General features: G+C 48.1%; 20 protein-coding genes and 1 rRNA gene. 7 read left to right on the top strand and 14 right to left on the bottom strand.

Features of this window, described 5'->3' with window-relative positions; genetic code table 11:
- Window positions 1-112, top strand: a 5S ribosomal RNA gene (gene rrf / locus EHS89_RS08440); the annotation flags it as partial.
- A 417-nt stretch (window positions 113-529) separates the two neighbouring features.
- Here rrf and EHS89_RS08445 read toward each other — a convergent pair.
- A complete protein-coding gene (locus EHS89_RS08445; RefSeq protein ID WP_124925717.1) occupies window positions 530-982 on the bottom strand; it encodes a PaaI family thioesterase in 453 nt (150 codons plus the stop codon).
- 4 nt (window positions 983-986) lie between these two features.
- Window positions 987-1,235: a HigA family addiction module antitoxin gene (locus EHS89_RS08450; protein WP_124925718.1), complete on the bottom strand. Its 249-nt coding sequence runs from the start codon at window positions 1,233-1,235 to the stop codon at window positions 987-989.
- Window positions 1,236-1,280: 45 nt separating this feature from the next.
- Here EHS89_RS08450 and EHS89_RS08455 point away from each other — a divergent pair, with 45 nt between their 5' ends.
- Together EHS89_RS08455 and EHS89_RS08460 are read left to right on the top strand one after the other, a co-directional pair.
- Complete coding sequence (locus tag EHS89_RS08455; protein ID WP_124925719.1) at window positions 1,281-1,760, top strand: DUF2489 domain-containing protein; 480 nt, start codon at window positions 1,281-1,283, stop codon at window positions 1,758-1,760.
- 7 nt (window positions 1,761-1,767) lie between these two features.
- A complete protein-coding gene (locus EHS89_RS08460; RefSeq protein WP_124925720.1) occupies window positions 1,768-2,142 on the top strand; it encodes a hypothetical protein in 375 nt (124 codons plus the stop codon).
- 4 nt (window positions 2,143-2,146) lie between these two features.
- Here the strand turns inward: EHS89_RS08460 and EHS89_RS08465 are convergent, their stop codons facing one another.
- The 4 genes from EHS89_RS08465 to EHS89_RS08480 form a co-directional block, all read right to left on the bottom strand.
- Window positions 2,147-4,900, bottom strand: coding sequence for an ATP-binding protein (locus EHS89_RS08465; RefSeq protein ID WP_124925721.1), 2,754 nt, complete (start codon window positions 4,898-4,900; stop codon window positions 2,147-2,149).
- Complete coding sequence (locus EHS89_RS08470; protein ID WP_124925722.1) at window positions 4,897-5,847, bottom strand: ABC transporter substrate-binding protein; 951 nt, start codon at window positions 5,845-5,847, stop codon at window positions 4,897-4,899. The genes EHS89_RS08465 and EHS89_RS08470 overlap by 4 nt, the downstream gene beginning before the upstream one ends.
- A gap of 19 nt (window positions 5,848-5,866) precedes the next feature.
- The gene (locus EHS89_RS08475; protein WP_124925723.1) at window positions 5,867-7,942 is read right to left on the bottom strand and encodes a TonB-dependent receptor plug domain-containing protein; all 2,076 of its coding nucleotides are present in this window, start codon (window positions 7,940-7,942) and stop codon (window positions 5,867-5,869) included.
- A 333-nt stretch (window positions 7,943-8,275) separates the two neighbouring features.
- Entirely contained in the window at window positions 8,276-9,421 is a 1,146-nt protein-coding gene (locus EHS89_RS08480) for a methyltransferase (protein ID WP_124925724.1), read from the bottom strand.
- A gap of 266 nt (window positions 9,422-9,687) precedes the next feature.
- Here EHS89_RS08480 and EHS89_RS08485 point away from each other — a divergent pair, with 266 nt between their 5' ends.
- Window positions 9,688-11,298 (top strand): methyl-accepting chemotaxis protein, encoded by a 1,611-nt coding sequence (locus tag EHS89_RS08485; RefSeq protein WP_124925725.1) that lies wholly within the window; start codon window positions 9,688-9,690, stop codon window positions 11,296-11,298.
- On the opposite strand, the gene EHS89_RS08490 is transcribed toward EHS89_RS08485, so the two are convergent.
- The gene (locus tag EHS89_RS08490; protein WP_124925726.1) at window positions 11,295-11,909 is read right to left on the bottom strand and encodes a LysE family translocator; all 615 of its coding nucleotides are present in this window, start codon (window positions 11,907-11,909) and stop codon (window positions 11,295-11,297) included. The genes EHS89_RS08485 and EHS89_RS08490 overlap by 4 nt on opposite strands.
- Window positions 11,910-11,962: 53 nt before the next feature.
- Complete coding sequence (locus tag EHS89_RS08495) at window positions 11,963-12,442, bottom strand: Lrp/AsnC family transcriptional regulator (RefSeq protein WP_124925727.1); 480 nt, start codon at window positions 12,440-12,442, stop codon at window positions 11,963-11,965.
- Window positions 12,443-12,635: 193 nt separating this feature from the next.
- Here EHS89_RS08495 and EHS89_RS08500 point away from each other — a divergent pair, with 193 nt between their 5' ends.
- From EHS89_RS08500 to EHS89_RS08510, 3 genes are all read left to right on the top strand, one after another.
- A complete protein-coding gene (locus EHS89_RS08500; protein ID WP_124925728.1) occupies window positions 12,636-16,139 on the top strand; it encodes an indolepyruvate ferredoxin oxidoreductase family protein in 3,504 nt (1,167 codons plus the stop codon).
- A gap of 37 nt (window positions 16,140-16,176) precedes the next feature.
- Window positions 16,177-17,376: an amino acid aminotransferase gene (locus tag EHS89_RS08505; RefSeq protein ID WP_124925729.1), complete on the top strand. Its 1,200-nt coding sequence runs from the start codon at window positions 16,177-16,179 to the stop codon at window positions 17,374-17,376.
- A 224-nt stretch (window positions 17,377-17,600) separates the two neighbouring features.
- Window positions 17,601-17,804, top strand: coding sequence for a hypothetical protein (locus EHS89_RS08510; RefSeq protein ID WP_124925730.1), 204 nt, complete (start codon window positions 17,601-17,603; stop codon window positions 17,802-17,804).
- A 98-nt stretch (window positions 17,805-17,902) separates the two neighbouring features.
- On the opposite strand, the gene EHS89_RS08515 is transcribed toward EHS89_RS08510, so the two are convergent.
- The 6 genes from EHS89_RS08515 to EHS89_RS08540 all read right to left on the bottom strand — a co-directional run bounded on the left by EHS89_RS08515 (window position 17,903) and on the right by EHS89_RS08540 (window position 25,210).
- A complete protein-coding gene (locus EHS89_RS08515) occupies window positions 17,903-18,895 on the bottom strand; it encodes a formate dehydrogenase subunit gamma (protein WP_229753734.1) in 993 nt (330 codons plus the stop codon).
- Between the two features lie 58 nt (window positions 18,896-18,953).
- Entirely contained in the window at window positions 18,954-19,580 is a 627-nt protein-coding gene (fdh3B, locus tag EHS89_RS08520) for a formate dehydrogenase FDH3 subunit beta (RefSeq protein ID WP_124925731.1), read from the bottom strand.
- Window positions 19,581-19,593: 13 nt separating this feature from the next.
- Window positions 19,594-22,458: a formate dehydrogenase subunit alpha gene (locus EHS89_RS08525; protein ID WP_124925732.1), complete on the bottom strand. Its 2,865-nt coding sequence runs from the start codon at window positions 22,456-22,458 to the stop codon at window positions 19,594-19,596.
- Between the two features lie 28 nt (window positions 22,459-22,486).
- A complete protein-coding gene (locus tag EHS89_RS08530) occupies window positions 22,487-22,690 on the bottom strand; it encodes a twin-arginine translocation signal domain-containing protein (protein WP_124925733.1) in 204 nt (67 codons plus the stop codon).
- Window positions 22,691-22,737: 47 nt separating this feature from the next.
- Complete coding sequence (locus EHS89_RS08535) at window positions 22,738-23,367, bottom strand: TorD/DmsD family molecular chaperone (RefSeq protein WP_124925734.1); 630 nt, start codon at window positions 23,365-23,367, stop codon at window positions 22,738-22,740.
- Window positions 23,368-23,488: 121 nt separating this feature from the next.
- Complete coding sequence (locus EHS89_RS08540) at window positions 23,489-25,210, bottom strand: 4Fe-4S binding protein (RefSeq protein WP_124925735.1); 1,722 nt, start codon at window positions 25,208-25,210, stop codon at window positions 23,489-23,491.
- Window positions 25,211-25,431: the final 221 nt, after the last annotated feature.

Genomic DNA, 25,431 nt, shown 5'->3' on the forward strand with positions numbered 1-25,431 from the left:
GCGACCATAGCGAGATGGAACCACCCGATCCCTTACCGAACTCGGAAGTGAAACGTCTTAGCGCCAATGGTAGTGTAGGGATTCCCTATGCGAGAGTAGGTCATCGCCAAGCACCTAATTACGAAAAACCCCAACACGCTGTGTTGGGGTTTTTTCGTTTCAGAACGCAGGCTACGTCTGCTTGTCCGATCTTAAGTGCCGAAGTCCGATGTGGCTATGCCACGTCCGAGCGCTTTGCTTGTCCGATCGTAGCTGCGCTACTTGTCTGGTCAGAAGTAAGTCCCTAACCAGCTTTAAAAACAATTTTCACCACAGTACCCAAGGGGCATGCTAAGGGCACAGAGGACACAGAGAAAAGATGGAAAGAAACATGTAATGCTCTTACCAACATTCTTTGCTTTTGACCTTCTCTGTGTTCTCCGTGGTAAGCCGCACTTATCATTTCGCTCTTAACTTTTCTGCTTTTTCGGACACGCGGCAAAGCCGCATCGGACAATGAAACGATCGGACTTCGGCTTTTAGTGATGATCTAACTTTTTAAATCGCCATATCCGACCTTCTCATCGAGGGGGATACCTGATGGCATGAAGGTGCCACTGCCGCGGGCTACTTCACGACCTCGTTCATCGTAAGCGATAGCTTCGGCAATGATCAGTTTTTTACCAAATGAGATAATACGCCCTTCACTTCTAAGCTGTCCTTTTGCTACGGGTCGGGTTATGTAGGTGTTAAATGAAGCGGTAAGTAGAAATTCATTAAACTCACGACTCATTGCGGCAAAGTAGGCTGCATCATCGAGACATTTAAAGTAGGCAGAGCCATGCAGTGATCCCGCCGCATGAAAAAACTGTTCCTGGACCGGCATACTAATAATGGCTTCTGATTTACATATTTCTATTGAGGGTTTGTAGAGCTCGTTTATGGCGGCAGAAAGATACATCTGTTCGAGCGATCTATAATGGATTTTAGCCCTGTTACTCATCTTACTATGCCTTTTTATTGTTTTTTGCGTCCTGCTGGATAGAGAGCCAGAAGGAATGACTGGTATTGAAGCCCGTTGCTAGCTTATAAGCGAGTTCGTAACCAATCTCTAACTTGCCACTTATGATGCTGTCCAGCTGTTGCTCAGTCAGGTTGCAGAGTTGAGCTGCTTCTTTCAAAGATAAATTACTAGGCTTAAGGTACATTTCATGGATAATATCGCCCACAGTAGGCGGTTGATTCATAATCTGCATAACTAAAAGATCCTAGGGTTTTATCAATCTGGAGAGTGACAGTATATGTCTGATACAGCAATATTCATCTTAATAGCAGTTAATCTGTTTATCATCACCGGATTATCTCTCTATATCTGGCGTTTACTCCAGCAGCAGAAAATGAAACGGGTTCAGGCGGAGGAGAAATTACAGGCTCTGGCCGATGAGGTACAGCAGCGGAGATCACATATTGTTGAAAGCTTACAGGTGATTAGCAGGGCCGTAATAAATGGGGAAGTCCCACTCACAGAAGCCAGTATTCGATGTAAAGTGCTGTTGGATAATCTTGACCCACAGTTATCCAATGATGTCACTTACACTGTATTTAATGAGGTATACGAGCTAACTAAGCACATCCCCCGGCTTGAAGCCTGGAAGGGATTAAAAGGCCCAGAAAAAATAAAGTATCTCGATGAGATGGAAGCAATTGAAAGTCAGTATACAGATGCTATCAATCAGGCTGCTAAAGCTTTAGTTAAGCAAGATTTTGATCGTTACCACTGAGGTATAGATGGAATTTATCGCGGTATTTCTGGTTTGTTTGTTTGTTTTATTTATATTAGTTGCTGGCTTAGCATTTGGGCGCTCGCCTGTATACCAGCCAGAGCCTGAAGAAGTGCTTCAGTTACTTAGAGGTATTGCTAACCGTACGACCTCAGAGCAAGCCTGGAGTCTGTTTCTGCATACGCCTATTACCCATGATCCTGAGTTAGAAAGTTTGCGGCTACGTTGCTATCAGTTTGATCAGGGTGAACTCGAAGGTGCTGTCGCTCGTCAGGGTATAAACGGCTATATTTATGATTCAGACAGTCGGATTTTTATCTCAACGCTGGCCGATGATCTGGAAAAGAAAATTCAGGAAGCACCCTTAAAGATAGATTTTTAATCACCTAATACTGCTGATGCTCTATTAGCCTCTGTAAGCGCCAAAGTTGCTGCCAGGTTTCTCTACGATCTTCTTTTTTTATCGCTTCGTTTAATTCAATACTGCATGACTCAAGCTCGGGTAGTTCGAGTAGTCCGGCTAACCCGGTTAATTGGTGGCAATGATCACGGATTTTGCAGTCGTCCTGATCTTTAAAAGCGCTTTTAAGCTTGTCTAATTGATCAATTAACTCCTGATGCAAGCTGTCCTGACTGAGTTCATATTTGTCCAGTAATGGAGACTTGGCGTTAGGGCCTGATATGCTGTTTTCCTGAACCTCCTGAACCTCCTGAACCTCCTGAACCTCCTGAACCTCCTGAACTGCTTTATTTGATGAAATATCTGAGCCGCTACTGTTATCACAAAGTAAGCAGAGCAAGTGTATTAGTTTTTCATCTTTTACCGGTTTGTACTCTATTCGGCTAATACCTGCCTGCCGTAACTCATGCTCTTCACTTGATATGACGTTTGCCGTCAGGGCTATGATCGGCAGATCCGGCATATCATTACGAATAGTCCGGGTTGCACTGATGCCATCCAGCACTGGCATATGAACATCCATAATCACCGCTGAAGGCCTGAGTTTCCTTGTCAGCTCAATGGCTTGCTGACCGTTTCTGGCTTCAAAAACTTCAGCGCCGGCGGCTTCTACGATTTTTCTCAGTAGTAGCCTGTTAAAGTCATTATCCTCTGCTATTAATACTTTATGTCCAGGGGGCAGTTTGTTACTGCTTTCCGGTGGTTTAACGCTGTTTTGTTCAAGTGAAGCGTGGCTAAGCCATTTTTGAACTAAATCTCGCTGTAACGGCTTAGTTGCTACTGACAATTCAATACGATTGTTCAGTTCGGATAGCTCGGTGAAGTGCCCAGCGATGGCGGGTGTTATTAGCAATATTCTGCCTTTAAATGAATTGATAATACTATTCAATTTGAGTTTTTGTTGGGTGGCTATATCGGGGTTTGCGCTGACACCAAAGATTAATGAAGTGTCGCGATCGTCTGTTCTCGATAATGTCGACTCAAGAGACTGCATAGTGGCGCACTGCTCAATTTTAGATACATTGGGAGCTGTGAGCTCAACCAGTGATGCCAGCGTCTCTGGGTGACGATCAAAAATGATTAATTTGCCAGAAGGTGACGGTTTTTTCTGAAGTTTACCGATCGGATTTATTGTTTTGACTGCAAAGCTACAGCGGACCGTTGTGCCTTTTGCTGGTGTACTTTCGAGATTAATCTCACCTTGCATCAGTTGTACTAGCTTACGCACAATGACCAGGCCTAGTCCGGTGCCACCAAAACGGCGGGTGATAGATGAATCTGCTTGTGAAAACGCATTGAACAGATGCTTTTTTTGTTCTTCTGTTATTCCAATACCTGAGTCTTTAACAGATAGCTCAAGTACTTGGGTTTTATTCTCTTTTTTCAGAGTATCTAGGCTAATAATAATCTGGCCGTTATCAGTGAACTTAATAGCATTGCTTATTAGATTCGTCGCTATTTGTCTTAGCCTGGTAGGATCACCTAACACAGTACTACTAGCTGAACTTTCCACTCTAAAAGCCAGCTCCAGCCCTTTTGTTGCGGCGCTTTGAGATTGCATTTCGATCGCTTCATAGATCACCCGCTCGGGATTAAACTCAATCCTTTCAAGTCGTATAGCGTCGGACTGAAGCTTTGCAAAATCGAGAATGTCATCAATTATGGCCAGCAGCATGGTTGAAGTCTGATTGATAATTCGACAATGTTCCTGCTGTTCATAAGTCAGATCCGTTTGCCTCAGCATACTGGTAAAGCCCAGCACTGAAGTGAGCGGAGTTCGCAACTCATGACTCATTCGGGCCAGGAACTCATCTTTAGCAAGGTTGGCCTGGTCAGCCCTTTGGCGGGCTCTCTGAAGCGCTATATTCTGAGTTTCCAGGTGATGCATTGTCTTACGAAGTCGTTGTGTTGCCTTATCTACCTGGCTTTCCAGCCTTTGATTGGACAGCTGAACCTGTTCTGCCAATAAGTTTACGCCTTGTTCCAGAGAACCCAGCTCTGCGGTGGACCTGACCTCGACCCTGGCGCTGAGTTTGCCCTCTTGTAACTCTTTAATAACGGAGGTAAGCGATAAAATAGGTTTCGTCAGTGTTTCAGCAAAACGGGCGGCAATAATAAAGGTAATGAGAAAGCCACTTAACAGGAGCAATAAGCTATTACTGATGATCTGGTTTTCACGCGCATGCATTGGCTGGGTTGATATAGCGACAACGATCCAGCCGAGCAGCTCAGTTGTTTCCTCATCATTGTTAAATTCTGGCGAGTCTCCGACCAGTACTCCACTACTTTTGACGGGTGTAGAGAACAGCCAGTATTCGCCATTGCGCTGATTAATTGCCTGATTACTCAGAGAAATATTCAGATCGAAATCTCTGGCTCTGTAGAGTGTGTTTTTATGCGCATCAAAGAAAATAACATCAGCGACATCATGCTCTTGTATAGGGCCCTGGCTGAGGGCACTCAATTGATGGGTCAGTCCGGAGATTAAACCGAACTCAGATGCTTCTGCTAATAAACGAGACATGGTTTCGCCACGTTCAATCAAGGCTGTCTGATTGTCTGATATCCGGGTCGATACAAAGTATCCGGCCATAATTAGTGTCATGACTACCAGAGGCAGCAGTGTAATCAATAGAACCTGTTGGCGGATTCCATAGCGGGTATTACTATTTGTAATCATCGTTTCTCTACCTCCAGTAGCTGCTGTCGGAGGCGTTCGGCTGTTGGAATGGCTAAATGGATCTGGCGTGCCGCTCTGGAGTTAGTGACTACAGAGAAAAATGGACTGTATGTCGGGGGGGGAGTTACTCCGCTCGAGATGGTTTTTAACTGCTGCGCAGTCATGCGGCCAATATCTTCTGGAGAGCTAATGCAGGCTGCTATCGCGCCCGCTTTTACATAATTTTGTGAAAACGCGATCAACGGCTTTCGATTTCTGTATGACATATACAACAACCATTTTGCCGTTGTCTGATTAAAGGTGTTCCTATCAGGTATAACCAGAAACAGATCTGATTCTTTAATGATGGGTTGAATGCGCTGTATTGGGTTATCTTCCTGGCTAAGTGCTTCATAATTAAGCTCTATACCCAGCTCGTTTGCTGCTAGTTTTAATTTGGGCAAAATTTCTATCGAATTGGGGCCTAAGGTCAAACCAAGTGTTTTTAATTCCGGCTGTATAAGTTGAGCAAGCTGAAGCTGCCGCTTGACCGGTTGATCAAGGAATACTCCGGTTAAGTTCATTTTGTGTTTAAGTAACTTGAAAGCGTATTGATGGTTTAGTTGCTCAAAGCGCTGACTAGGGATGAATGTGCTGAGTATAGTGCTCTGGTGAGTGGCTTTTTCCAGTACAAAAGCAGTGGCGTTAGTACCCACTGTAATCAGCAGTGGATATTCAGCAAGCGTCGACTCAGGTTGTTCTTTTAACTGCTCAAGAGAAAGTGTTTCAAACTGAAGCGAAGGGCTTTCCTTGATCAGAGTATTTGTCACTTCCTGGTAAGTACTAGACGCGTCACTTTGAACAATCAGGGTTGAAGCATTTACCGGAAAATAGGCAAACACGACCCACATCAGCAAAATTACTGCTAACCGGGTGGTCATGCCTGATGCTACTTCCGGTGTAGTCATAATCCAGTTTTTTATAAACTCAGAAACTCATCTGAGCCTGCAGATAAGTTCGTTGTTCGAAGATATTGTTAGCATAAAACTCAGAGTAAGGATTATCCAGCAGGTTCTGAATAATCAGTGAAAGTTTTAGTTCATTAGTTTCAGAGAGTTGTAACGATTTAGATAGTTTCAAGTCGGTACGGTGATAAGGGCTGTTGCCTGGATCCAGACTACTTCGTGCCGCCTCAATCCAGCGTACAGAGCTCAGGTAATAATGGCTTAGACTGAGTTGGAGGTTTTCAGGCAGGGTAATACTTGCAAGCGCCGAAGCGGTATGACGGGGATTGCGACTGTCCAATTTATCTATGTCTATATCGCCTGGCCGCTCGTCGAGAACCCTCTGGCCACTGCTTTGGATATATCCGTAGTTGATGACTAACAAGGGCTTAAGGCCTGTACCAGATTGGTACTTATACTGAAACTCGATACCTTTGTTGTTCCATTCAGCTTTATTGGTATAGGTATGGACTCCGTTGCCTGCTACATCATCCCCATCGGAATTGGTTTCAGTAATCCCATCATTAATATCTTCATAAAAGAAACGGATATCTAGCATGCTGTGATAAGCAGGCCAGTTTCCTAGGACTCCGATATCAATAGTGTCCAGCTGCTCAGGCTTTAGGTTGGGGTTAATTTTGAAGTTATAGTCATATTTGTCCTCACCCATTGTTGCTCCCAGCAGGGCATCAGGGACATAAACAATACTTTCAAAGTTAGCCTCCAGTAGCGAAGGCATACGGTAGGCCCGACTTACTGAGCTTCGAAGGGTAAGTGAAGGATTTAGATGGTAGTTGGCTGCCAGGCGAGGAGATAATCTGATCGAACCCGTGGTAGAGTGTTCCGCAGAAAGACCTGTATTAATTACCCAGTCGGGAATCGAACTGAGCTCCCAATGTCCGAATACACGGAAGCTTTCTTCATCCTTCCAGGCTAGCGTATTAAGTAGTTGATTGTTCTTTGCCTGATTGAGGCGGTAGTCAAATCCAGTGAGTACTTTGCTAAGTGGAGAAATATTACTGGTAGCACTTAGTTCAATATGATGTTGCGCGATATCACCATATTCTGAAGTCTCGTGATAGGGGGCGTTGCGTTCCAGAAGTAAACCAGCGAAAGCGTTAAGAGGTGGATCGATCGCTGCTGCAGCTTCAGCAACAGAAAGTAATTGTGCTTCTAAACTATTAACACTGTGCGAGTAGCGTAAACGGACATCACCATTATCGTACTGATGAAACCACTCTATATTCTGATAATGTGTTTCAAACTCTCTACGCTTTGGGTCAGGTTTAGTATTAATATCACCAACAGAAGAGTAACCTGAATTTATACCCAAATTAATGGTGAAAGTATCTGATAGGGTTGGAGATAATGTCGTATTGAATGTCAGGTAACGATTAAAGTATGGGTCTTGGGTCTCGTTATTAAACCGGTTGCCTTCATTGCCGGTTATCCCCGCAGACAGGCTGTAATTTCCCAGACTATGAAGGCTACTAAAGCGACCATAAACGGCATCAGTATCAAACTCTCCAGAGGTGTACTTAACCAGGTTATCGCGAGAGCTTAGCGGATCATTGGTAATAATATTTATCGCGCCCAGAAAAGCATTTGAGCCTTGTGTAACAGTGTTAGTACCCCGGACGACTTCGATCCGCTCTACATCATCGATACTGATCGGTAATGTTTCCCAAATAACGGCTGAAAACAGAGGGATATAAACTGAGCGTCCATCAATCATTACTTCCATGCGGGGAGGGAATTTATCACTCATACCGTGGTATGAAGCAGCAGAAGCGTTGGTTGCTATATGATAAGACTGCATGCCCGGTACTAGCCGGAGTAGCTCTGGTATGGTTATGGCACTTGAAGCGTCGATCATATCCCGATCAATAATGGTTACCGATGCCGGTGCTGCACTTAACCGTTGGGGCAAGCGGGTCGCTGCAAAAGTAATGGGAAGATCGTTGAGGTAATCAAGCTCAGTAATATTTTGCTCTTCAGCGCTAACAGACTGAACTGAGCAAGCCAGTATGAATAGAAGAGGCCGTGAATCAAATAGCATAGTGGTGGAAATCCGAAACAAGGGTTATTCAGATCCATGTATTAACCCTATTTAATAAAGCGCCAATTTCTTATATCAAAAATATATAATTTTTTGATAATCCATTATTTTGTTCGGACCTACAACATGCTTATCAATAGACAAGTAAATGGTCGTAAAAGGCGGTATCAAATGAGTCTCAAATATACCGTATTAGTGGGATAGGGTCGAACTGAAGTGTAAGAATAGCTGAATAATTCATAAACAAACGTTTGAAAATATATTCGAAGCTATCCTTTTAATAAAAATGCGATATGTAGCACGTTTAAACTTCATTGCTGAGCTCTTTATTAATTACTTTACGGCTTTTAATATAACGAATTTTTTATTGCTGGCTACAGTTTCACAATTATTAAATAAGCGTTTCAATATGACGTGGTAACCGAGATGGCGGTTGCCTATAACCCATAGCTCGCCGCCTTTGTTAAGTACCTTGTATGATTCTTTAAACATCTGTTGCGCAATAAAATCCCCAACCGTATTTTGCTGATGAAAGGGGGGATTGTTGAGAATCAGGTCACAGCTGTTGTCTGACACTCCCTTCAGACAATCAGTCACTATAAATTCTGCACTTCGTTCAGGAAATGCCCGACCGAAGTTCTCTTTAGCCGAGGCCACCGCCATATAGGATTCATCAATAAAGTGGACTTTTGCTGCGGGATTCTTTTCCCCTGCGATCAGTCCCACTATGCCGTTACCGCAGCCCAAATCGATAATATTCCGATAGTGGCTATTGGCCGGCATATTTTGAATAAAAAAGCGGGTGCCTATGTCCAGCTTTTCACGCGAAAAAACGTTGGCGTGATTGGTAATCTGATATTGAGTATTTTCTAGTAGGTAGTGTTTAGGATAATTATTTTCCGGTGGTATAAGCGTGGCATCATATTGACAGAAAATGAGCCTGGCTTTTTTACGCGCCAGGGATGTATGAGTTGGCCCGATAATTTTTTCAAAAAGCTGCAAGGTTGAGGTGTGAATCCCTTTGACCATACCGGCAGCGATAATCTTGGTTTCAGCTGTCAGGTATGGCCGTAACCGTTGTAACTGGTCTTCCAGTTGAGCCAGACTCTTGGTGATCTTAATGATCAGCAGATCAAATTTAGCGTCCTTTGGCAGAACTGAGGACAGGCTTGTAAGACTATTTATATGAGCGACACTGCTTTCAGGTAGATCGTTAATTCTGAGATTATTTAACGTCGCTTGTTGCGATATGAACGAGTCGGTTTGCATCGTTGGTAAATTATCGGCTAAAGCGATGCTGATGGCTCCAAAGCTATCGTTGCAGATAAGCACCCTGGAATCATGAGATGGATAACCTTCTTCGCTAAGTTGGTGCAACAGATATTCATCTGAGGCATCCCAGGCTCGCAGTGTTTCTTTATTTCGAACGGGAAAACGGGCCAGTTGGAAGTTGCCTTGCGGTACTGTCAGTGTATCCATGTAAAGCGAATCTGCTGCTGATAATATTGGGCCTGTAGTATATAGGAAACTTGCTAAGCACTCTGCCGAAATTCGTCCCAATCTAATTGCTGCAACCAAAATAATAGGCTACTCAGCATGGGTAGAAAGAAGGTTGCTGGCTCTACTTTGTATGTGATTTGTCAGTAAACTCTCCGATGGAATATTGGTTATTAGTCATTAGGTTCAAATATCCACAGGGTGGCAGAATGTATTTCTGCGCCATATGCCGTTTAAGGGGCAATTAAATGTATAAGTCGGTGGCAGGTGTTATAGATAACATCCTTAGGTTATTAGGCTGTAAAACGATTAACAGTCAGTTTATGTTGTCATATGTTTTAATTTTCCTGTTGGCTGCTGTTTCAGCTATCTCACTGTATATGAGTATGGCGATAAACCCCGAAACAATTAATGTTGCTGGTCGACAGCGTATGTTGAGCCAGCGTATTGCTAAAGAAGCGATGCTGGTTGCTGCAGGTGTAGAACAGCGTGCCGCGTTAGAAAAAACCATATCACTGTTTGAAAAGTCCCATAAACAGATAGTCGATGGTGATCCGGATGTCGGGATGAATGCACTTTCCAATGCTGAAACCCTTACTCAGATGAAGCATGTAGATTCATTGTGGAAAGCTTACAAAGCACTGATTCTTAAACATATTGAGGAAGATAGTCCGGCGACGTTACAACAGCTCCAAAAGCAGTCCCCGGTCGTACTGAAACAGATGAATAAGGCGGTTATGATGATGACTGCTGAAGCGAATAGTACGACACAAACGCAGTTATTAATCTCATTTGTATGTATTTTGATGATCCTGGTATTTGTTGTACTGGGACGGGTATTTGGCTTACGCATGCTGATGGATAATATCGAGCGATTGCGTAACCGTATGTCTGAAGTCGGAAAAGGTGATTTCTCCCATCGTTTCGATGTTGTTCATATCGATAATGAGGTCGGGCATATGTTCGATTCTTATAATCGAATGCTTGATCATGTTAGTGAATTGCTAAAGAAGGTACAGTTGGTTGCGGCAAATACTGAGCGCCACATAGATAATGTTGCTCAGGCAACTAATTCAACTGAACAGGGTGTCAGTCGTCAATATGCTGATATAGAGCTGGTTGCTACTGCGATGACAGAGATGGCGGCAACGGTGAATGAGGTTTCCAGCAACACTTCTGAAGCAGAAAAAGCAGCTATCAGTACCGGAGAGCAGGCCCGGGAAGGGGGGCGGGTTGTTGGTCGGTCCCAAACCCAGGCGATTGAGATGAAAGAGATGTTGCAGCAAACGGCAGCGTTAATTGAATCTTTGAAGCAACAGTCACTCGAAGTCGGAGAATTTACCTCGGTTATTAATGATGTGGCTGAACAAACCAACCTTCTGGCATTGAATGCTGCAATTGAGGCAGCCCGTGCGGGTGAGCAGGGACGTGGCTTTGCCGTTGTTGCAGATGAAGTGCGTAACCTGGCGATGCGCACGCAGCAATCAACTCAACAGATTCAACAGATTATTCAACAGCTTCAGGAGCGAGCTGAAGAAGCGGTAAGTTCAATGGAGGTCAATAATAGTCTGGCTGAAGCCAGTATTGAACTGGCTGAATCCGCAGCCATCGCGTTGGACGGTATTATCAGTTCGGCAGAAACTATCTCGTCAATGAATATGATGATCTCTACAGCAACAGATCAGCAAAGCGCAGTCGCAAATGATATCGATCAGCGAGTGGTCAATATTTCAGATATTGCGGGACATACTAAAGACGATGCGCAGCAGGTTGTGGTTGCAATAAATGAGGTGCGTAACGAAGCTCAGGCTCTCAACCAGCTAACACAGCAGTTTCATCTGCGAGATCAACAGCGCTAGTTTCTGGAGGCCAGATAGACTCCCGCTCCCATCATGATACCTCCTGCACTCTGATTGAGGCGTTTAACCGCCCGTTCAGATTGCAGGCGGGCGCTGGCCCAGTGGGAACCGTAGGCAATAAGCATCAGTCCCAGCATCAGGGCTACCATTGTTAGCCCCGCTGCCAAAGCTATATCACTGCTGCTAAGGATTGTCAGATCCATAAAGGTAGGAAGAAAAGCGATATAGAACAGAATCACCTTAGGGTTTGAAGCAGAGATCAGAAACCCCTGTACAAACTCAAGAGAACTACGCTTGTTAATGCGGGCTGTAGTGGCATCTACTTCTGGTTTGCTGGTAAATATCTTATAACCCAGGTAGATCAGGTAAGCTGCACCCACCCAGCGGATCACCGTGAATAACCCACCCCAGTGTTCAGCAATGGTTGCCAGACCCAGGCAGGCTAAAATCAGATAGATGATATCGCTAACGACCATACCCAATGCAAGCATAAAACATCGATGGCCACCTTCAATCATAGCCTTTGCTAAAACCGCAAATACGCCGGGGCCCGGCGTAATGCCAAAGATAAAGATAGCGATAAAAAAAGTCACAGCTCTTTCGAAAGTCATCATTCAGCTTCAGTGTTAATAAAATTGGTTAATAAGTATACAGTGGATCTCACTTATACCGGAATAGCAGTTTCATACTTTACTTCTCTCAGGGTGAAGTTTGATTTCACCTGAGAAACCCCAGGCAGAGAAAAAATGTTCTCGGTCAGAAAGTTGTCGTAAGTAGCCATATCCGGAATCACTACCCGCAGGACAAAATCGGCATTGCCGGTCACTGCATAGCATTGCATCACCTCAGGACAGGCTTTTACTGCTTCTTCAAATTCGCGAGCATTGTCTTTTGAGTGGCGGGTCAGGCTGACCAGCAGGAAAACACAAAGCCCATAGTTCAAGGTTTGGGGATCAACCAGTGCGGTGTACTGACGTAATACACCGCGCTCTTCCAATGCCTTTACTCGCCGCCAGCAGGCTGCTGTGGATAAACCAACTTCATCGGCTAATTGTTGGTTAGATATACGGCCGTCCTGCTGCAGAATTCGCAGGATGTGGCGGTCATAATTGTCAGGCTTAAAAATATCCTTCGGAGCACTCATATTTATATAAAACCTATTACTGTGAAATATTCTTACTGATAAGGCATAAAAATTTAAAGTTTATTTCATAATGTTAGTCTTTTTGATTGGTATTCGAAAGCACCTTTCGGGTAAAAAAAACTACACTGGATACTAAATATGCAGTTGGGCAATCCACTGCAAATAACAATAAAAGTTCTATGTGAGGTATGCCATGGGTCAGCCAGAAACCCTAGTTCCGAATAGCCCCCTGTTAGATGATTCATTACTCGATAACTATGCTCTAAATGATCGTTACCTGCGTCCAACCGGACGGGTGTTTCTGACTGGAACCCAGGCGCTGGTTCGCTTGCCGATGATGCAGCGTCAGCTGGACCGTAACAATAATCTCAAGACAGCAGGTTTTATCAGCGGCTATCGGGGCTCTCCGCTGGGAGGCTATGATCAGGCGCTATGGCAGGCGGGTGATCTGCTCAAATCTCACGATATCGATTTCATACCGGCGATTAATGAAGATCTGGCGGCGACCATGGTGTTGGGTACGCAACAGGTTGAGACAGATGCCGATAAGAATGTGGATGGTGTATTTTCCATCTGGTACGGCAAAGGGCCTGGTGTTGATCGGGCCGGTGATGCCCTAAAGCATGGCAATACTTATGGCAGCTCCCCCAATGGCGGTGTATTAGTCGTTGCAGGCGATGATCACGGTTGCGTTTCTTCCAGTATGCCGCATCAGTCCGATGTCGCCTTTATGTCCTGGTTTATGCCGACCATCAATCCGGCCAGTATTTCTGAGTACTTTGAGTTTGGCCTGTGGGGCTTTGCTATGTCCCGCTTTAGCGGAATGTGGTGTGGCTTTAAGGCGATTGCCGAGGCCGTGGAAAGTGCCGCGTCTGTTGAAATCAATGATTTACCTGAGTTTAAAATACCGAATGACTTTGTCTCGCCGGAAGGTGGTCTGCACTATCGCTGGCCCGATCTGCCGGGACCGCAGCTGGAAACCCGTATTGAGCATAAACTGGCTGCCGTTGCCGCTTTTGCCCGTGCCAACCCGATTGATAAACGTATTTATGACCTGGCCGATGCCCGCTTCGGCATAGTAACCACCGGTAAGGCCTATCTGGATCTGCTGGCGGCGCTGGAACTGCTGGGACTGGATGAAGCACAAGCGCGTGATATCGGTCTGGATATTTACAAGGTCGGCCTGGTCTGGCCGTTGGAACGCACTGGTGCACTGGATTTCGTCCATGGCAAGCAGGAAGTGCTGGTGGTGGAAGAGAAGCGCGGCATCATCGAAAGCCAGATTAAAGAGTATATGTCCGAACCGGACCATCCCGGCGAAGTGCTGATTACCGGTAAGCAGGATGAGAACGGAGAGCCACTGATCCCTTACGTTGGCGAGCTTGGCCCTAATATGTTGGCGGGCTATATCGCCCAGCGATTAAGTAGATTGTTTGGTCTCGACTTCAGTACCCGTTTGGCCACTATCGGTGAGCGTGGTAGTGATGCAACAGATCCCGGTGGTGTACGCCGGTTACCTTATTTCTGTTCCGGCTGCCCGCACAACTCATCTACTAAAGTGCCCGATGGCAGCAAAGCTCAGGCAGGTATCGGTTGTCACTTTATGGCGTCCTGGATGGGCCGTAAAACTGAGTCACTGATTCAAATGGGGGGCGAAGGGGTAAACTGGATCAGTAAATCCCGTTACCTGAATAATACCCATGTATTCCAGAATCTGGGCGAAGGGACCTACTTTCATTCGGGTTCGATGGCGATCCGTCAGTCGCTGGCGGCTGGGGCCAATATTACCTATAAGATCCTGTTTAATGACGCGGTTGCTATGACCGGCGGCCAGCCGGTTGACGGAGTGATAACTGTGCCGGCCATTGCTAACCAGGTGAACGCCGAAGGGGTCCAGCGAATCGCTATTCTTAGCGACGAGCCAGAAAAATACAGCGATAAGAGTATCTTCCCGCAACAGGCGACCTTCCATCATCGCGATGAACTGGAACAGGTGCAGGTGGAGCTGCGTGACATTCAGGGCGTTACAGTGCTGATTTATGATCAGACCTGTGCAGCAGAAAAGCGTCGTCGCCGTAAACGCGGTCAGTTTCCGGATCCGGCCAAACGTGCTTTTATCAATCATCATGTTTGTGAGGGATGCGGTGACTGTTCCGAACAATCTAACTGTCTGTCCGTGATACCACGCGAGACCGAACAGGGACGTAAGCGTCGTATTGATCAGTCCTCATGTAACAAAGACTTTTCCTGCGTGAAGGGTTTTTGTCCGAGTTTCGTGACTATTGAAGGCGGAGAGCTGAAACGGGGAGCGGGTGTTTCTACCGGTGATCAGTTTGATAAAAAGGTTGCAGCTTTGCCGCAGCCTGAGATTAAAACGCTGGATAAAACCTACAATCTGCTGGTCGGTGGTGTTGGTGGTACCGGCGTTGTAACGGTCGGTGCGCTAATCACTATGGCAGCACATCTCGAAGCGAAAGGCTCTTCTGTGCTGGACTTTATGGGCTTCGCCCAAAAGGGCGGTACAGTACTGAGCTATGTACGACTGGCGCCAACGCCGCAAGACATTCATCAGGTCCGTATCGATGTTGGGCAAGCGGATGCGCTGGTGGCCTGCGATATGGTGGTGGGAACGTCCGATAAGGCGTTGAGCGTTTTACGCCGCGGCCACAGCCGGGCAGTGATGAACCTGGCGCAGATGCCGACAGCCGATAACGTGCTGTATCGTGATGCCGATATGCAGGCAACCCGCCGCAATCGAATTCTGCTGGATGCTGTTGGTGACGGAAATCTGGCAACTATGGATGCTAACCGTCTGGCTGAAGCATTGCTGGGTGATACCGTATTTTCTAACGTTATGATGCTGGGCTTTGCCTGGCAGAGCGGTCTTATTCCGCTATCAATGGTATCGTTGAACAGAGCCATAGAGCTTAATGCGGTTGCGGTGGATAAAAACCGTACCGCCTTCAACTGGGGCCGTCTGGCGGCGGTTGATCTGGCCTTTGTTGAGCAGGCCGCAGGCGGTGTTGTCGAACTTGAAACCCCGGATTTGAAGAGTCGTATTAAGCGCAATATTGAATTCCTGAGCCAGTATCAGAATGCTGCGTATGCAGAAAAGTATAAAGTATTGGTTGATTCAGTAGCTAAAGCTGAACAGCAAGTGTCAGCAGATAATGCTCTGTCCGATGCGGTTGCTACTCAATTATTCCGTCTGATGTCATATAAAGACGAGTACGAAGTAGCACGGCTCTATACCGAAACCAGTTTCCTGAGCGAAGTCGCTGATACCTTTAGCGGTGATTATCGGATTAAGTTCCATGTAGCGCCGCCATTATTGGCCCGTAAACAAGTGAATGGACGTCCGCGTAAGATAGAGGTGGGTAGCTGGGCACTGAAAGCATTTAAACTGTTGGCTAAAATGCGTGGTTTAAGGGGGACTACCCTGGATCTGTTTGCCTATAGCGCTGATCGTAAGCTAGAGCGTCAGTTACTGACAGAATATAAGGCACAGATTGCCACAATGGTCAGCGGCCTGCGCAGTGACAACTATACTACCGCTGTCGAGCTGGCGCAGTTACCAGCAGAGATTCGCGGTTTTGGCCTGGTGAAAGAGCAGGCCGCAGAGAAAGCACAACAGCAGGCAGAGCGGCTACTGGCTCAGTTCAGCGCCAACAAAATTGAAGTTGAGCCAGCTCTTTAGCAGCGGCGATATATGCGCATAAACAGAGGAGATTCAGATGTTTGAAGGATTGAAAGCACTCCCCCAGGATCCCATCTTAGGCTTAATGATGAAGTTTCGTGAGGATACTAACCCGGACAAGCTGGATCTGGGGGTTGGGGTTTATAAAGATGAACAGGGTAATACACCGATAATGGAGTCTGTTCATCTGGCTGAGCAGCAGCTGCTGATTACCGAATCTACTAAGAGCTATATCGCGCCGGCAGGAACCATTTTATACAATCAGCGTATGCGTGAGCTGGTGTTTGGTGCAGACCACGTTGTATTAAAAGAGGGTCGTATAGCCTCCGCTCAAACGCCGGGCGGTTGTGGTGCTTTACGTATGGCTGCCGAATTTATTCAGGGCTGTAATGCTGACAGTGCAGTATGGGTCAGCACCCCGACATGGGCTAATCATATACCGTTGTTAGGTGGTGCCGGGGTCACTATTAAAGAGTATCCCTATTATGACTATGAGCAGAACAATGTTCAGTTTGATGCGATGTTAGCTTCACTTGAAGCTGCTTCTGCGGGTGACTTTCTGTTGTTGCATGGCTGCTGCCATAACCCAAGTGGCGCCGATCTTAACCAGGAACAGTGGCAAGCGGTGACAGAGCTATGTGCCAGAAAAGGACTGATTCCTTTTATCGATATGGCTTATCAAGGGTTAGGTAGTGGTCTGGATGAGGACGCTTACGGCGTGCGTCTAATGGCGGATACACTGCCTGAGATGCTGGTGGCAACATCCTGCTCCAAGAACTTTGGCTTATATCGCGAGCGTACCGGCACCCTCTTTATTGTTGCAGGAAATGCCGAGCAGGCGGCGAATGCTGGCAGTCAGCTATTCAATAAGATTCGTAGCCATTACTCTATGCCACCTTCCCATGGTGCTGCAATTGTTGAGACCATCCTGAGTGATACAGGGATGAATCAACAGTGGCAGGAAGAGTTACAGGCCATGCGTCAACGTATCCAGAGTTTGCGTAAAATGCTGGTACAGAAAATTACAGCAACCGGTATTGATCGTGACTTCAGCTTTATAGAGCAGCAGTTCGGTATGTTCTCGTTTCTGGGAATAACACCGCAACAGGTTGCGCAGCTTCAACGGGATTACGGCATCTACATTGTCGACTCAAGCCGGGTGAATGTGGCCGGGCTTAACGATGATCGGATGGATTATTTTGTGAATGCTTTGGTCGAGGTGTTACGGCGTTCCTAGCTTGTGAGTAGTTAAACTAAAAAAGAGAGCCGCGAGCTCTCTTTTTTTGTTTAATCATTTATGAATAACGGATAGACATAAACGCTGATCGCACAGAGATCAAAGGACATGCCGCTTTATACATATACTCGCGAGTTAAGTGGTATAATTACTGCTCATTTCTGCTTATTAGTGCTGCGAGTATCATGAAGAAAAAAGGCATATTGCAAAGAACCTCCCTGTTCATGGGAATTGTCTGTGAAGTTGTATCATTAATCTGCTTGGTGATGCTATATCTTAAAGCGCAGGAACTGGGTATGCAGGATGTGATCTCTGCCAGCTTTATGGCATCAACCTTTTTCTTTTTTACCTGCGGTATCGTGTTGATTATTATTGGTAAAGCTGATCTTCCGGATCTGAGTTTTAAAGGTTTATCAGAAGATAAGTAAACAGTTGACGGTCGTAATCCAGCCGACAGACTAAATATAAAAAGAGCGCTTTAAGCGCTCTTTTTTGTTTTTACTAGCAAGGAAAACGGAGTTTCTGTCTAGCGATCGCTCTTTTTAACTTCGTCGTACCATTGATCATGGTGTTGCTTGGCCCAGGTTTCGTCGACATAGCCGGTTTTCATCCCTTCCAGCGCGCCTTCTGTACCGGCGGTGCCGATATAGATGTGGCCAAAAGAAGCTGCTATCAGTAACAGCGAAGCGCCTCCATGTATCAGGTTCGCCAACTGCATGGTCTCGCGGTACTGACCAAAGTTCGGGAAGTCCATCACCAGACCACTGGCACAGACCACAATGCCCACCAGGGTCAGCACCCAGAACCAGGCTTTCTCACCACCGTTCATGTAACCGGCACTTGGATGAGCCTTACCCACCATACCGCCGCCTTGCAGGAACCAGGTCAGATCGGTGCGATTGAAGACGTTGTGCTTCATCCACTTCACTATCATCAGTAACAGACCCAGCACAAACAGTGGTCCCAGATAATTATGGGCCAGCTTGCACAATGTGGCGTAGTTACCCCAGAGTGAGGCGCCTAAAGCGTCGCGGAGAAAGAACTTGCCGTACAGCAGACTAAGCCCCGAAATCGCCAGGATGATAAACAAGGTTGCGACAGTCCAGTGCATGGCCCGGTCGAAACGTTTCCAGCGTTCAATGGTGTTGCCGGTACGGGCTGAGTCGAGCTTATTCTGACCGACTAACAGGTAGAAAATCAGCAGCACAGCGAGAGTGCCACCCAGCGCATAAGCTCCGGCAGGTGTGATCCACTGGTTGCGCCAATGACGCCATTCTTCGCCCTGAACGTTGATCAGCTGACCTGCTTCATTTGCCTGAGACTGGGTCCGGCCGCTTTCTCCTTTACTGATAGCGTCCCAGTATGCAGTACTGGCAAAGCCAGCCACTTTAGCTTCAGAAGGTGATGCCGCCTGTGCCAGACCTGAAAATGACAGTGTTATCAGCAGCACCAGCATCAGAGACAAGAACGGCATGATATGAAATGGCAATTTAACGGTTAGCCATTTATTAGGAATCATAGATCCCCCTCAGAATCAGGCCGCCGGATCGCTCCGGCGGCGTTAAGGGTTAAGGTGCTCAGACTTTTGGCTGGGTTACGTCGTAAGCCAGGTCTGCTTCGGGCTGAGGTTCAGCCTGATTTTGCGCCCAGGCGCCATCATTGTGGCCGCGGTAGATGACCCGCTCACGGAAGATGTCAGATACTTCACTTGCATCACCGGCCAACAAAGCCTTGGTCGAACACATTTCGGCACAGAGAGGCAGTTTGCCTTCAGCGATACGGTTGGAGCCGTATTTGGCTTTCTCTTCCGGACTGTTGTCCTCTTCCGGGCCGCCGGCACAGAAGGTACATTTGTCCATTTTACCTCGCTCACCAAAAGCGGCGTCGCTCGGGAACTGCGGCGCGCCAAACGGACAGGCGAACAGGCAGTAACCGCAACCGATACAACCGTCTTTATTGTGCAGTACGATGCCATCTTCGGTCTGATAGAAAACATCAGTAGGGCAGACTGCCATACAAGGTGCATCTGAACAGTGCATGCAAGCCACTGAGATCGAGGTTTCACCGGGATCACCGTCGTTGATGGTTACAACACGGCGGCGCTGAATGCCCCACTCCACTTCGTTTTCGTTCTTACAGGCCGTGACGCAGCCGTTGCACTCGATGCAGCGCTTGGAGTCACAGAGGAATTTCATTCTAGCCATAATCTGTTACCCCTTATGCGTTAGCTTTGTTGATACGACACAAGGTAACTTTCGTTTCCTGCATCTGAGTGACCGGGTCATAACCGTAGGTTGTCGCCGTATTTGCCGCTTCACCGGTAACGTAAGGTGCTGCACCTGCCGGGTATTTATCGGTCAGATCCTTACCCTGGAACTGGCCACCGAAGTGGAACGGCATAAATACAACGCCTTCATCAACGCGGCGGGTAACCAACGCTTTAACGCGTACCTTGCCGCCTTCAGCACCTTCGACCCAGACATCGTCTCCATCTTTGAAGCCCAGGTTGTTGGCATCAACCGGGTTCACTTCAACAAACATCTCCTGTTGCAGTTCTGCCAGCCAAGGATTGGAACGTGTCTCTTCACCGCCACCTTCAAACTCCACCAGGCGACCTGAAGTCAGGATGATCGGGTACTCTTTCGACAGGTCTTTGTCCTGAATCGACTTGTACATAGTCGGCAGGCGATACAGCGATTCGGAATCGTTCCAGGTCGGGTACTTACTCACCAGATCGCGACGCGGGGTATACAGCGGCTCGCGGTGCAGCGGTACTTTATCCGGGAAGGTCCAGACTACGGCGCGGGCCTTAGCGTTACCGAAAGGTGAGCAGCCATGTTTGATAGCCACCCGCTGAATACCGCCAGAGAGGTCGGTTTTCCAGTTTTTACCTTCTGCAAGGGCTTTCTCTTCTGCGGTAAGGTCGTTCCACCAACCCAGCTTTTTCAGCAGCTTATCGCTGAATTCTGGATAACCATCTTTGATGTCGGAACCTTTGCCGAAGGAGTTTTCAGCCAGTAGATTGACGCCTTCACGCTCAACACCAAAGCGGGCGCGGAAAGTCAGGCCGCCTTCAGCAACCGGCTTACTGGTATCGTACAGGATCGGCGTACCAGGATGACCCTGTTCCGCAGTACCCCAGCAAGGCCAGGGCATACCGTAGTATTCGCCGGAGATCGGGCCGCCTTCGCCTTTCAACGTGTCGTAGTTGAAGGTGTGCCAGTTTTGCTGGTGCAATTTCAGACGCTCAGGGCTCTGGCCGGTATAGCCGATGGTCCACATACCCTTGTTAAATTCTCGGGTAATGTCTTCGATCAGCGGCTGCCCATTTTTGATCTCGATATTCTTGAACAGCTGCTCGCTGAAGCCTAGTTTTTTCGACAGCAGGAGCATGATCTCGTGATCTGGCTTAGATTCAAACAACGGCTCGATGATCTGGTCACGCCATTGCAGAGAGCGGTTAGACGCAGTCACGGAACCGTATGTTTCAAACTGGGTACAGGCCGGGATCAGGTAAACACCATCTTTACGATCCGACATAACGGCAGCATGGGTGGGGTACGGATCGACGATTACCAGCGTATCGAGTTTCTCGATCGCTTTCTTCATCTCGGCACCACGGGTCTGAGAATTCACCGCGTGCCCCCAGCAGACCATCACCCGAAGATTGTCATTCTGATCGATCTGCGCTTTATCTTCCAGTACACCGTCGATCCAGCGTGATACAGGTATACCCTTGTTATTAATCGGTTTCAGCTTACGATGAACTTTCTGGTCGAAGCGGTTCTGCACCCAGTCAAAGTCCAGCCCCCAAACCTTGGACCAGTGCTTCCAGGCGCCGTCAGACAGACCATAGTAGCCTGGCAGAGTGTGCGACAGGATGCCCAGGTCGGTAGCGCCCTGAACGTTGTCGTGGCCACGGAAAATGTTAGTACCGCCACCAGAGGTGCCCATATTACCCAGCGCCAGCATCAGGATGCAGTAAGCACGGGTGTTGTTGTTACCGGTGGTGTGCTGGGTACCACCCATACACCAGATAACGGTGCCCGGACGGTTTTCCGCCAGCTCTTTAGCTGCGCGGCGCATCTGGCTGCCCGGAACGCCGGTGACGTTTTCGACTTCTTCCGGAGTCCAGTTTTTAACTTCTTCGCGAACTTCATCCAAGCCATATACGCGCTGCTGGATGAATTGCTTGTCTTCCCAGCCATTTTCAAAGATATGCCACAGCAGACCCCAGACAAAGGCGACGTCGGAGCCCGGGCGGATACGGATATACTCGTTGGCGTGGGCTGCGGTGCGGGTGAAGCGTGGATCAACGCAGATGATGTGCGCCTTGTTGCGCTCTTTGGCCCGCAGGATATGTTGCATTGCAACCGGGTGTGCTTCAGCCGGATTTGAGCCGATCAGGATAATCGATTTGGAGAAATGGATATCGTTGAACGAATTAGTCATCGCACCGTAACCCCAGGTATTGGCTACCCCGGCAACTGTGGTGGAGTGACAGATTCGGGCCTGGTGGTCGACGTTATTGGTACCCCAGAGAGCGGCGTATTTACGGAACAGGTAGGCCTGCTCATTGCTGAACTTGGCAGAGCCGAGCCAGTACACGGAATCCGGGCCAGATTCTTTACGAACCTGCAGCATCTTATCGCCGACTTCGTCGATCGCCTGTTCCCATGACAGCTTCTTCCACTGGCCGTCGACCAGCTTCATCGGGTACTTCAGGCGGCGGTCGCCATGGCCGTGTTCACGCAGTGCTGCACCTTTGGCGCAGTGGGCGCCGGCATTGAATGGGTGGTCAAACGCGGGTTCCTGACCGGTCCAGATACCGTTTTGTACCTCCGCGTAGACACCACAACCAACCGAGCAGTGCGAGCAGATGGTTCGCTTAATTTCCGTTGGCGCACCGGTTGGTACTGTTGCCGCTTCAGCTTGTTGCATCATACCCGGTGCCATCATGCCGGCTGTGGCTACACCACCGGCAGCAATACCCGAATTCTGTAAAAAGCGACGCCGGCTCAGGCCTAAACCTGATGCACCTGAGGTTGCTGCTGGCTGGTCTGATTTTTTTGTAAGTCTCATATTGTTAGGTCCTCACCTGTTCCCGGTATCAGTTACGTAAGGTTTCGTAGTAACTACGAACATGTTCAGTTTCCTGGTAACCGGAACCTTCCTGTTTCTCACCGGACTCTGCGGTGGTTACTTTTGCCTGAACCGTGCCGGCAACGGCAGCAGCTCCGACGGCAGTACCTGCCAGACCCAGTGTTTTCAGGAACCCGCGGCGCCCTGTATCAGGCTTCTTTTGCTGGCTCATTGTTTATCTCCGCTCTGTTAGTCACTTATCGGGTAAGCGTCCTGTTTTTATTGTTCTCCGCCCCCAAGTGCGGCAGGGGATAACTGCAGGAACCAGTTATCCTCCTGTTGCATAAAAGCGGCGCCTAACAGGCCAGCGGCGGTGTAAAACACTGCGCTTTCCGCATTTTGCAAATCGGTAAAAAATCGGTTGCTCCAACTCTGCAGATGTTGCTGCCAGAATCGATGCTGTATCTCATAGCCCTGACCATTGCTAATCAGCAGGCTCATCACCTCGCATAGGGCTGCGATATGATCTTCCGGTTCTTTCACATCGGGTTGACGCTCAAACCCCAATAGACTGAGATCTTCGCGTAGCAGAACCAGAGGCTTCTCCATCAAAGAGCCGGTCAGATACCAGCAGGCAAATGGCATCAGCTCGCCGCGGCCTACGCCAATAAACAGGTGCTGGTATTCATCATCCAGTTGCTGTGGTCGGCTATGTTTTGCAGCCAGGGCCAGGGTGCTCCAGGCACGGGCCATGGGGGTGTCTTCATCCTGATCCGGTTCCAGACCGGACAACCACTGCAGCAAGTTTCCCTGGGGAGCCTGACGTAATAAAGTAGCTAGCAGGGCGTAAATATCGGCGCGTAGCTGATCAGTTTCCTGCAGGACAGGAGCGGTGTTTATCGTGTTCATTTTGTCACTCTCCTTAAGCCTTACAGTTCAAGTTGTTTTTCGGACATTGCTGCGTCAGGTCGATTACCTGTAAGGGCAGGAATAGCATTGATTGTATTCATCGTGTCACTCTCCTTTATCCTTACAGCTCTAATTGTTTTTCAGGGTGTTGTGTCAGGTCGGCATAGATATCCGTAACCCGGCAGTCTTCACACATTTTCAGACGATTGATGGCTGGCCCCTCAAACAGGCGGTGGCCGCTCAGTTTTTCAATCATTTTTTCTACTGTGCTGCGTGGCGCAAAAGGTTTGCTGCAGGTGATACAGGCAAAGGCTTCATCGGCATGGATTTCAATTGTCTGCTTACGTGTCTCAGACAGTAGTAAGCGTGATTCCAGCTGGATCGCATTCTCCGGACAGGCGCGTTCGCACAAATTGCACTGCACACAGTTCTGTTCGGTAAAGTTAAGTGCCGGCTTTTCTCCTCCACTGGTCAGTGATTGGGTAGGGCATACCGCGACGCAGGACAAGCAAAGTGTGCAACTTGACTGATCGACGGTAACCTGACCGAAAGGAGAGCCCGCCGGCAGGGCGAGGTAATCGGCTAATGGCTGTGGTGCATGGGTAATAAGGTGATCTAAAGTGTGATGCAGGCGGTCTCTTTTATTTTCTGCTGAAGCCGCTGGCTGAGTTTCTATCTGCTGCCCGGCATATTGCTGATTCAGAGCTGCAACCAGGTTTTGTGAAAGTTCGGTCTGCTGCAGCAGGTTAATGCGTGAGGCGCCATAACCCAAGCCACTGAGTATGGTTCGGGTCAGCTCTATTTCACGCTGCAGAAGACTACGCATTGATTCGGGAACCGCCGGGGTATCCAGCAGGATAATGTGGCTGGCACCGGCTGCCAGAGCCGCCAGCCAGATATCCTGGCCAGCCGCCGCAAGTTCTTCAAGTTCCACCGGGATCAGATTGCCGGGCAGTTGCGGAAGAATCTGGTTTACGATCTCGCGGCCCTGCTCGTGGTCATGCAGCAGAATAGCGGGCTGCTTTCCGCCAGCCTGTTGATAACTATCCAGCAGCTGCTGGATATAGTTTTGCATCCGTACCGGTTGCGGCAATGCATAGCTGATCGCACCCGTCGGGCAGGCTGTCGTACAGCCGCCGGCACCATGGCAGGTATGCGGATCGATATTGATCAGATCCCTGATTGATCGGATGGCGTCAGCAGGGCAGACATCGAGGCAGCGGGTGCAGCCGGTCTGACCACGGCTGGAGTGTGCGCAGAGATCCTGATTGACCTGAAAGTAGCGCGGCTTTTCAAACTCGCCAATATATTCAGGTAGCTGTTGAATCACTTCGCTCAGGTTATCAGCGTCTGGTGAGATGTGAAAATAACCCGCCGGTGCCAGTTCTGTGTTGAACAAAGATTCTTTGCCGAGATTCAGGATCAAATCAAAAGTGGCGCGATTCTGGGCCATTTTAGCCAGTTCAACTGTTTGTTCCTGATGCCTGATGGAGACCTGAAACTGGCCCAGGAAGCCTTTGACCGCTTCTAGTTTTGCTTGATAAGCAAGTAATGTTGGTGCTGCTGTGAGTGCCGCTTCAAGGTGTGCGCTATCGGTGTTCTGAATAGCTTCAGTGCAGAGCAGCGTGATACTGGCCATACCCCGTTGTTCAGATAGTTGATTTGACTGTTGATTAGAGTCTAGCTGGTCGGCGACAAGGCGAATCACATCCTCCGATCCTGTGATCAGAAGGTGGCCCTGGGTACTGAAGCTAACCGTCGCCGGTGCCAGGTTGTGTGGTGGCATTACTCGCGCTTGTGCCGTCTGCCGTGCCTGGGAATTCAGGCTTTGCTCGTTAGTCATCTGTTACCTCACCAGACCGCTGTCAGCATGTGCAACCTTGGTCGGTTGCTGGTCAGTCCGTTTTTGGCATTCACGGCTGACGGTTATTCATGTTGTCAGTGGTATCGACCGGCACTCACCCGAACCGGTCGTAATTACTGTTATTAAGAAAGCAAAAGCGAAACCAGAAAAATCTGAAAAGAACGCCTTAGGGTGGGTATTAGTCAGGACGTCCTGCTGCG

It is taken from the genome of Amphritea balenae, assembly GCF_003858655.1.
GTDB lineage: Bacteria > Pseudomonadota > Gammaproteobacteria > Pseudomonadales > Balneatricaceae > Amphritea > Amphritea balenae.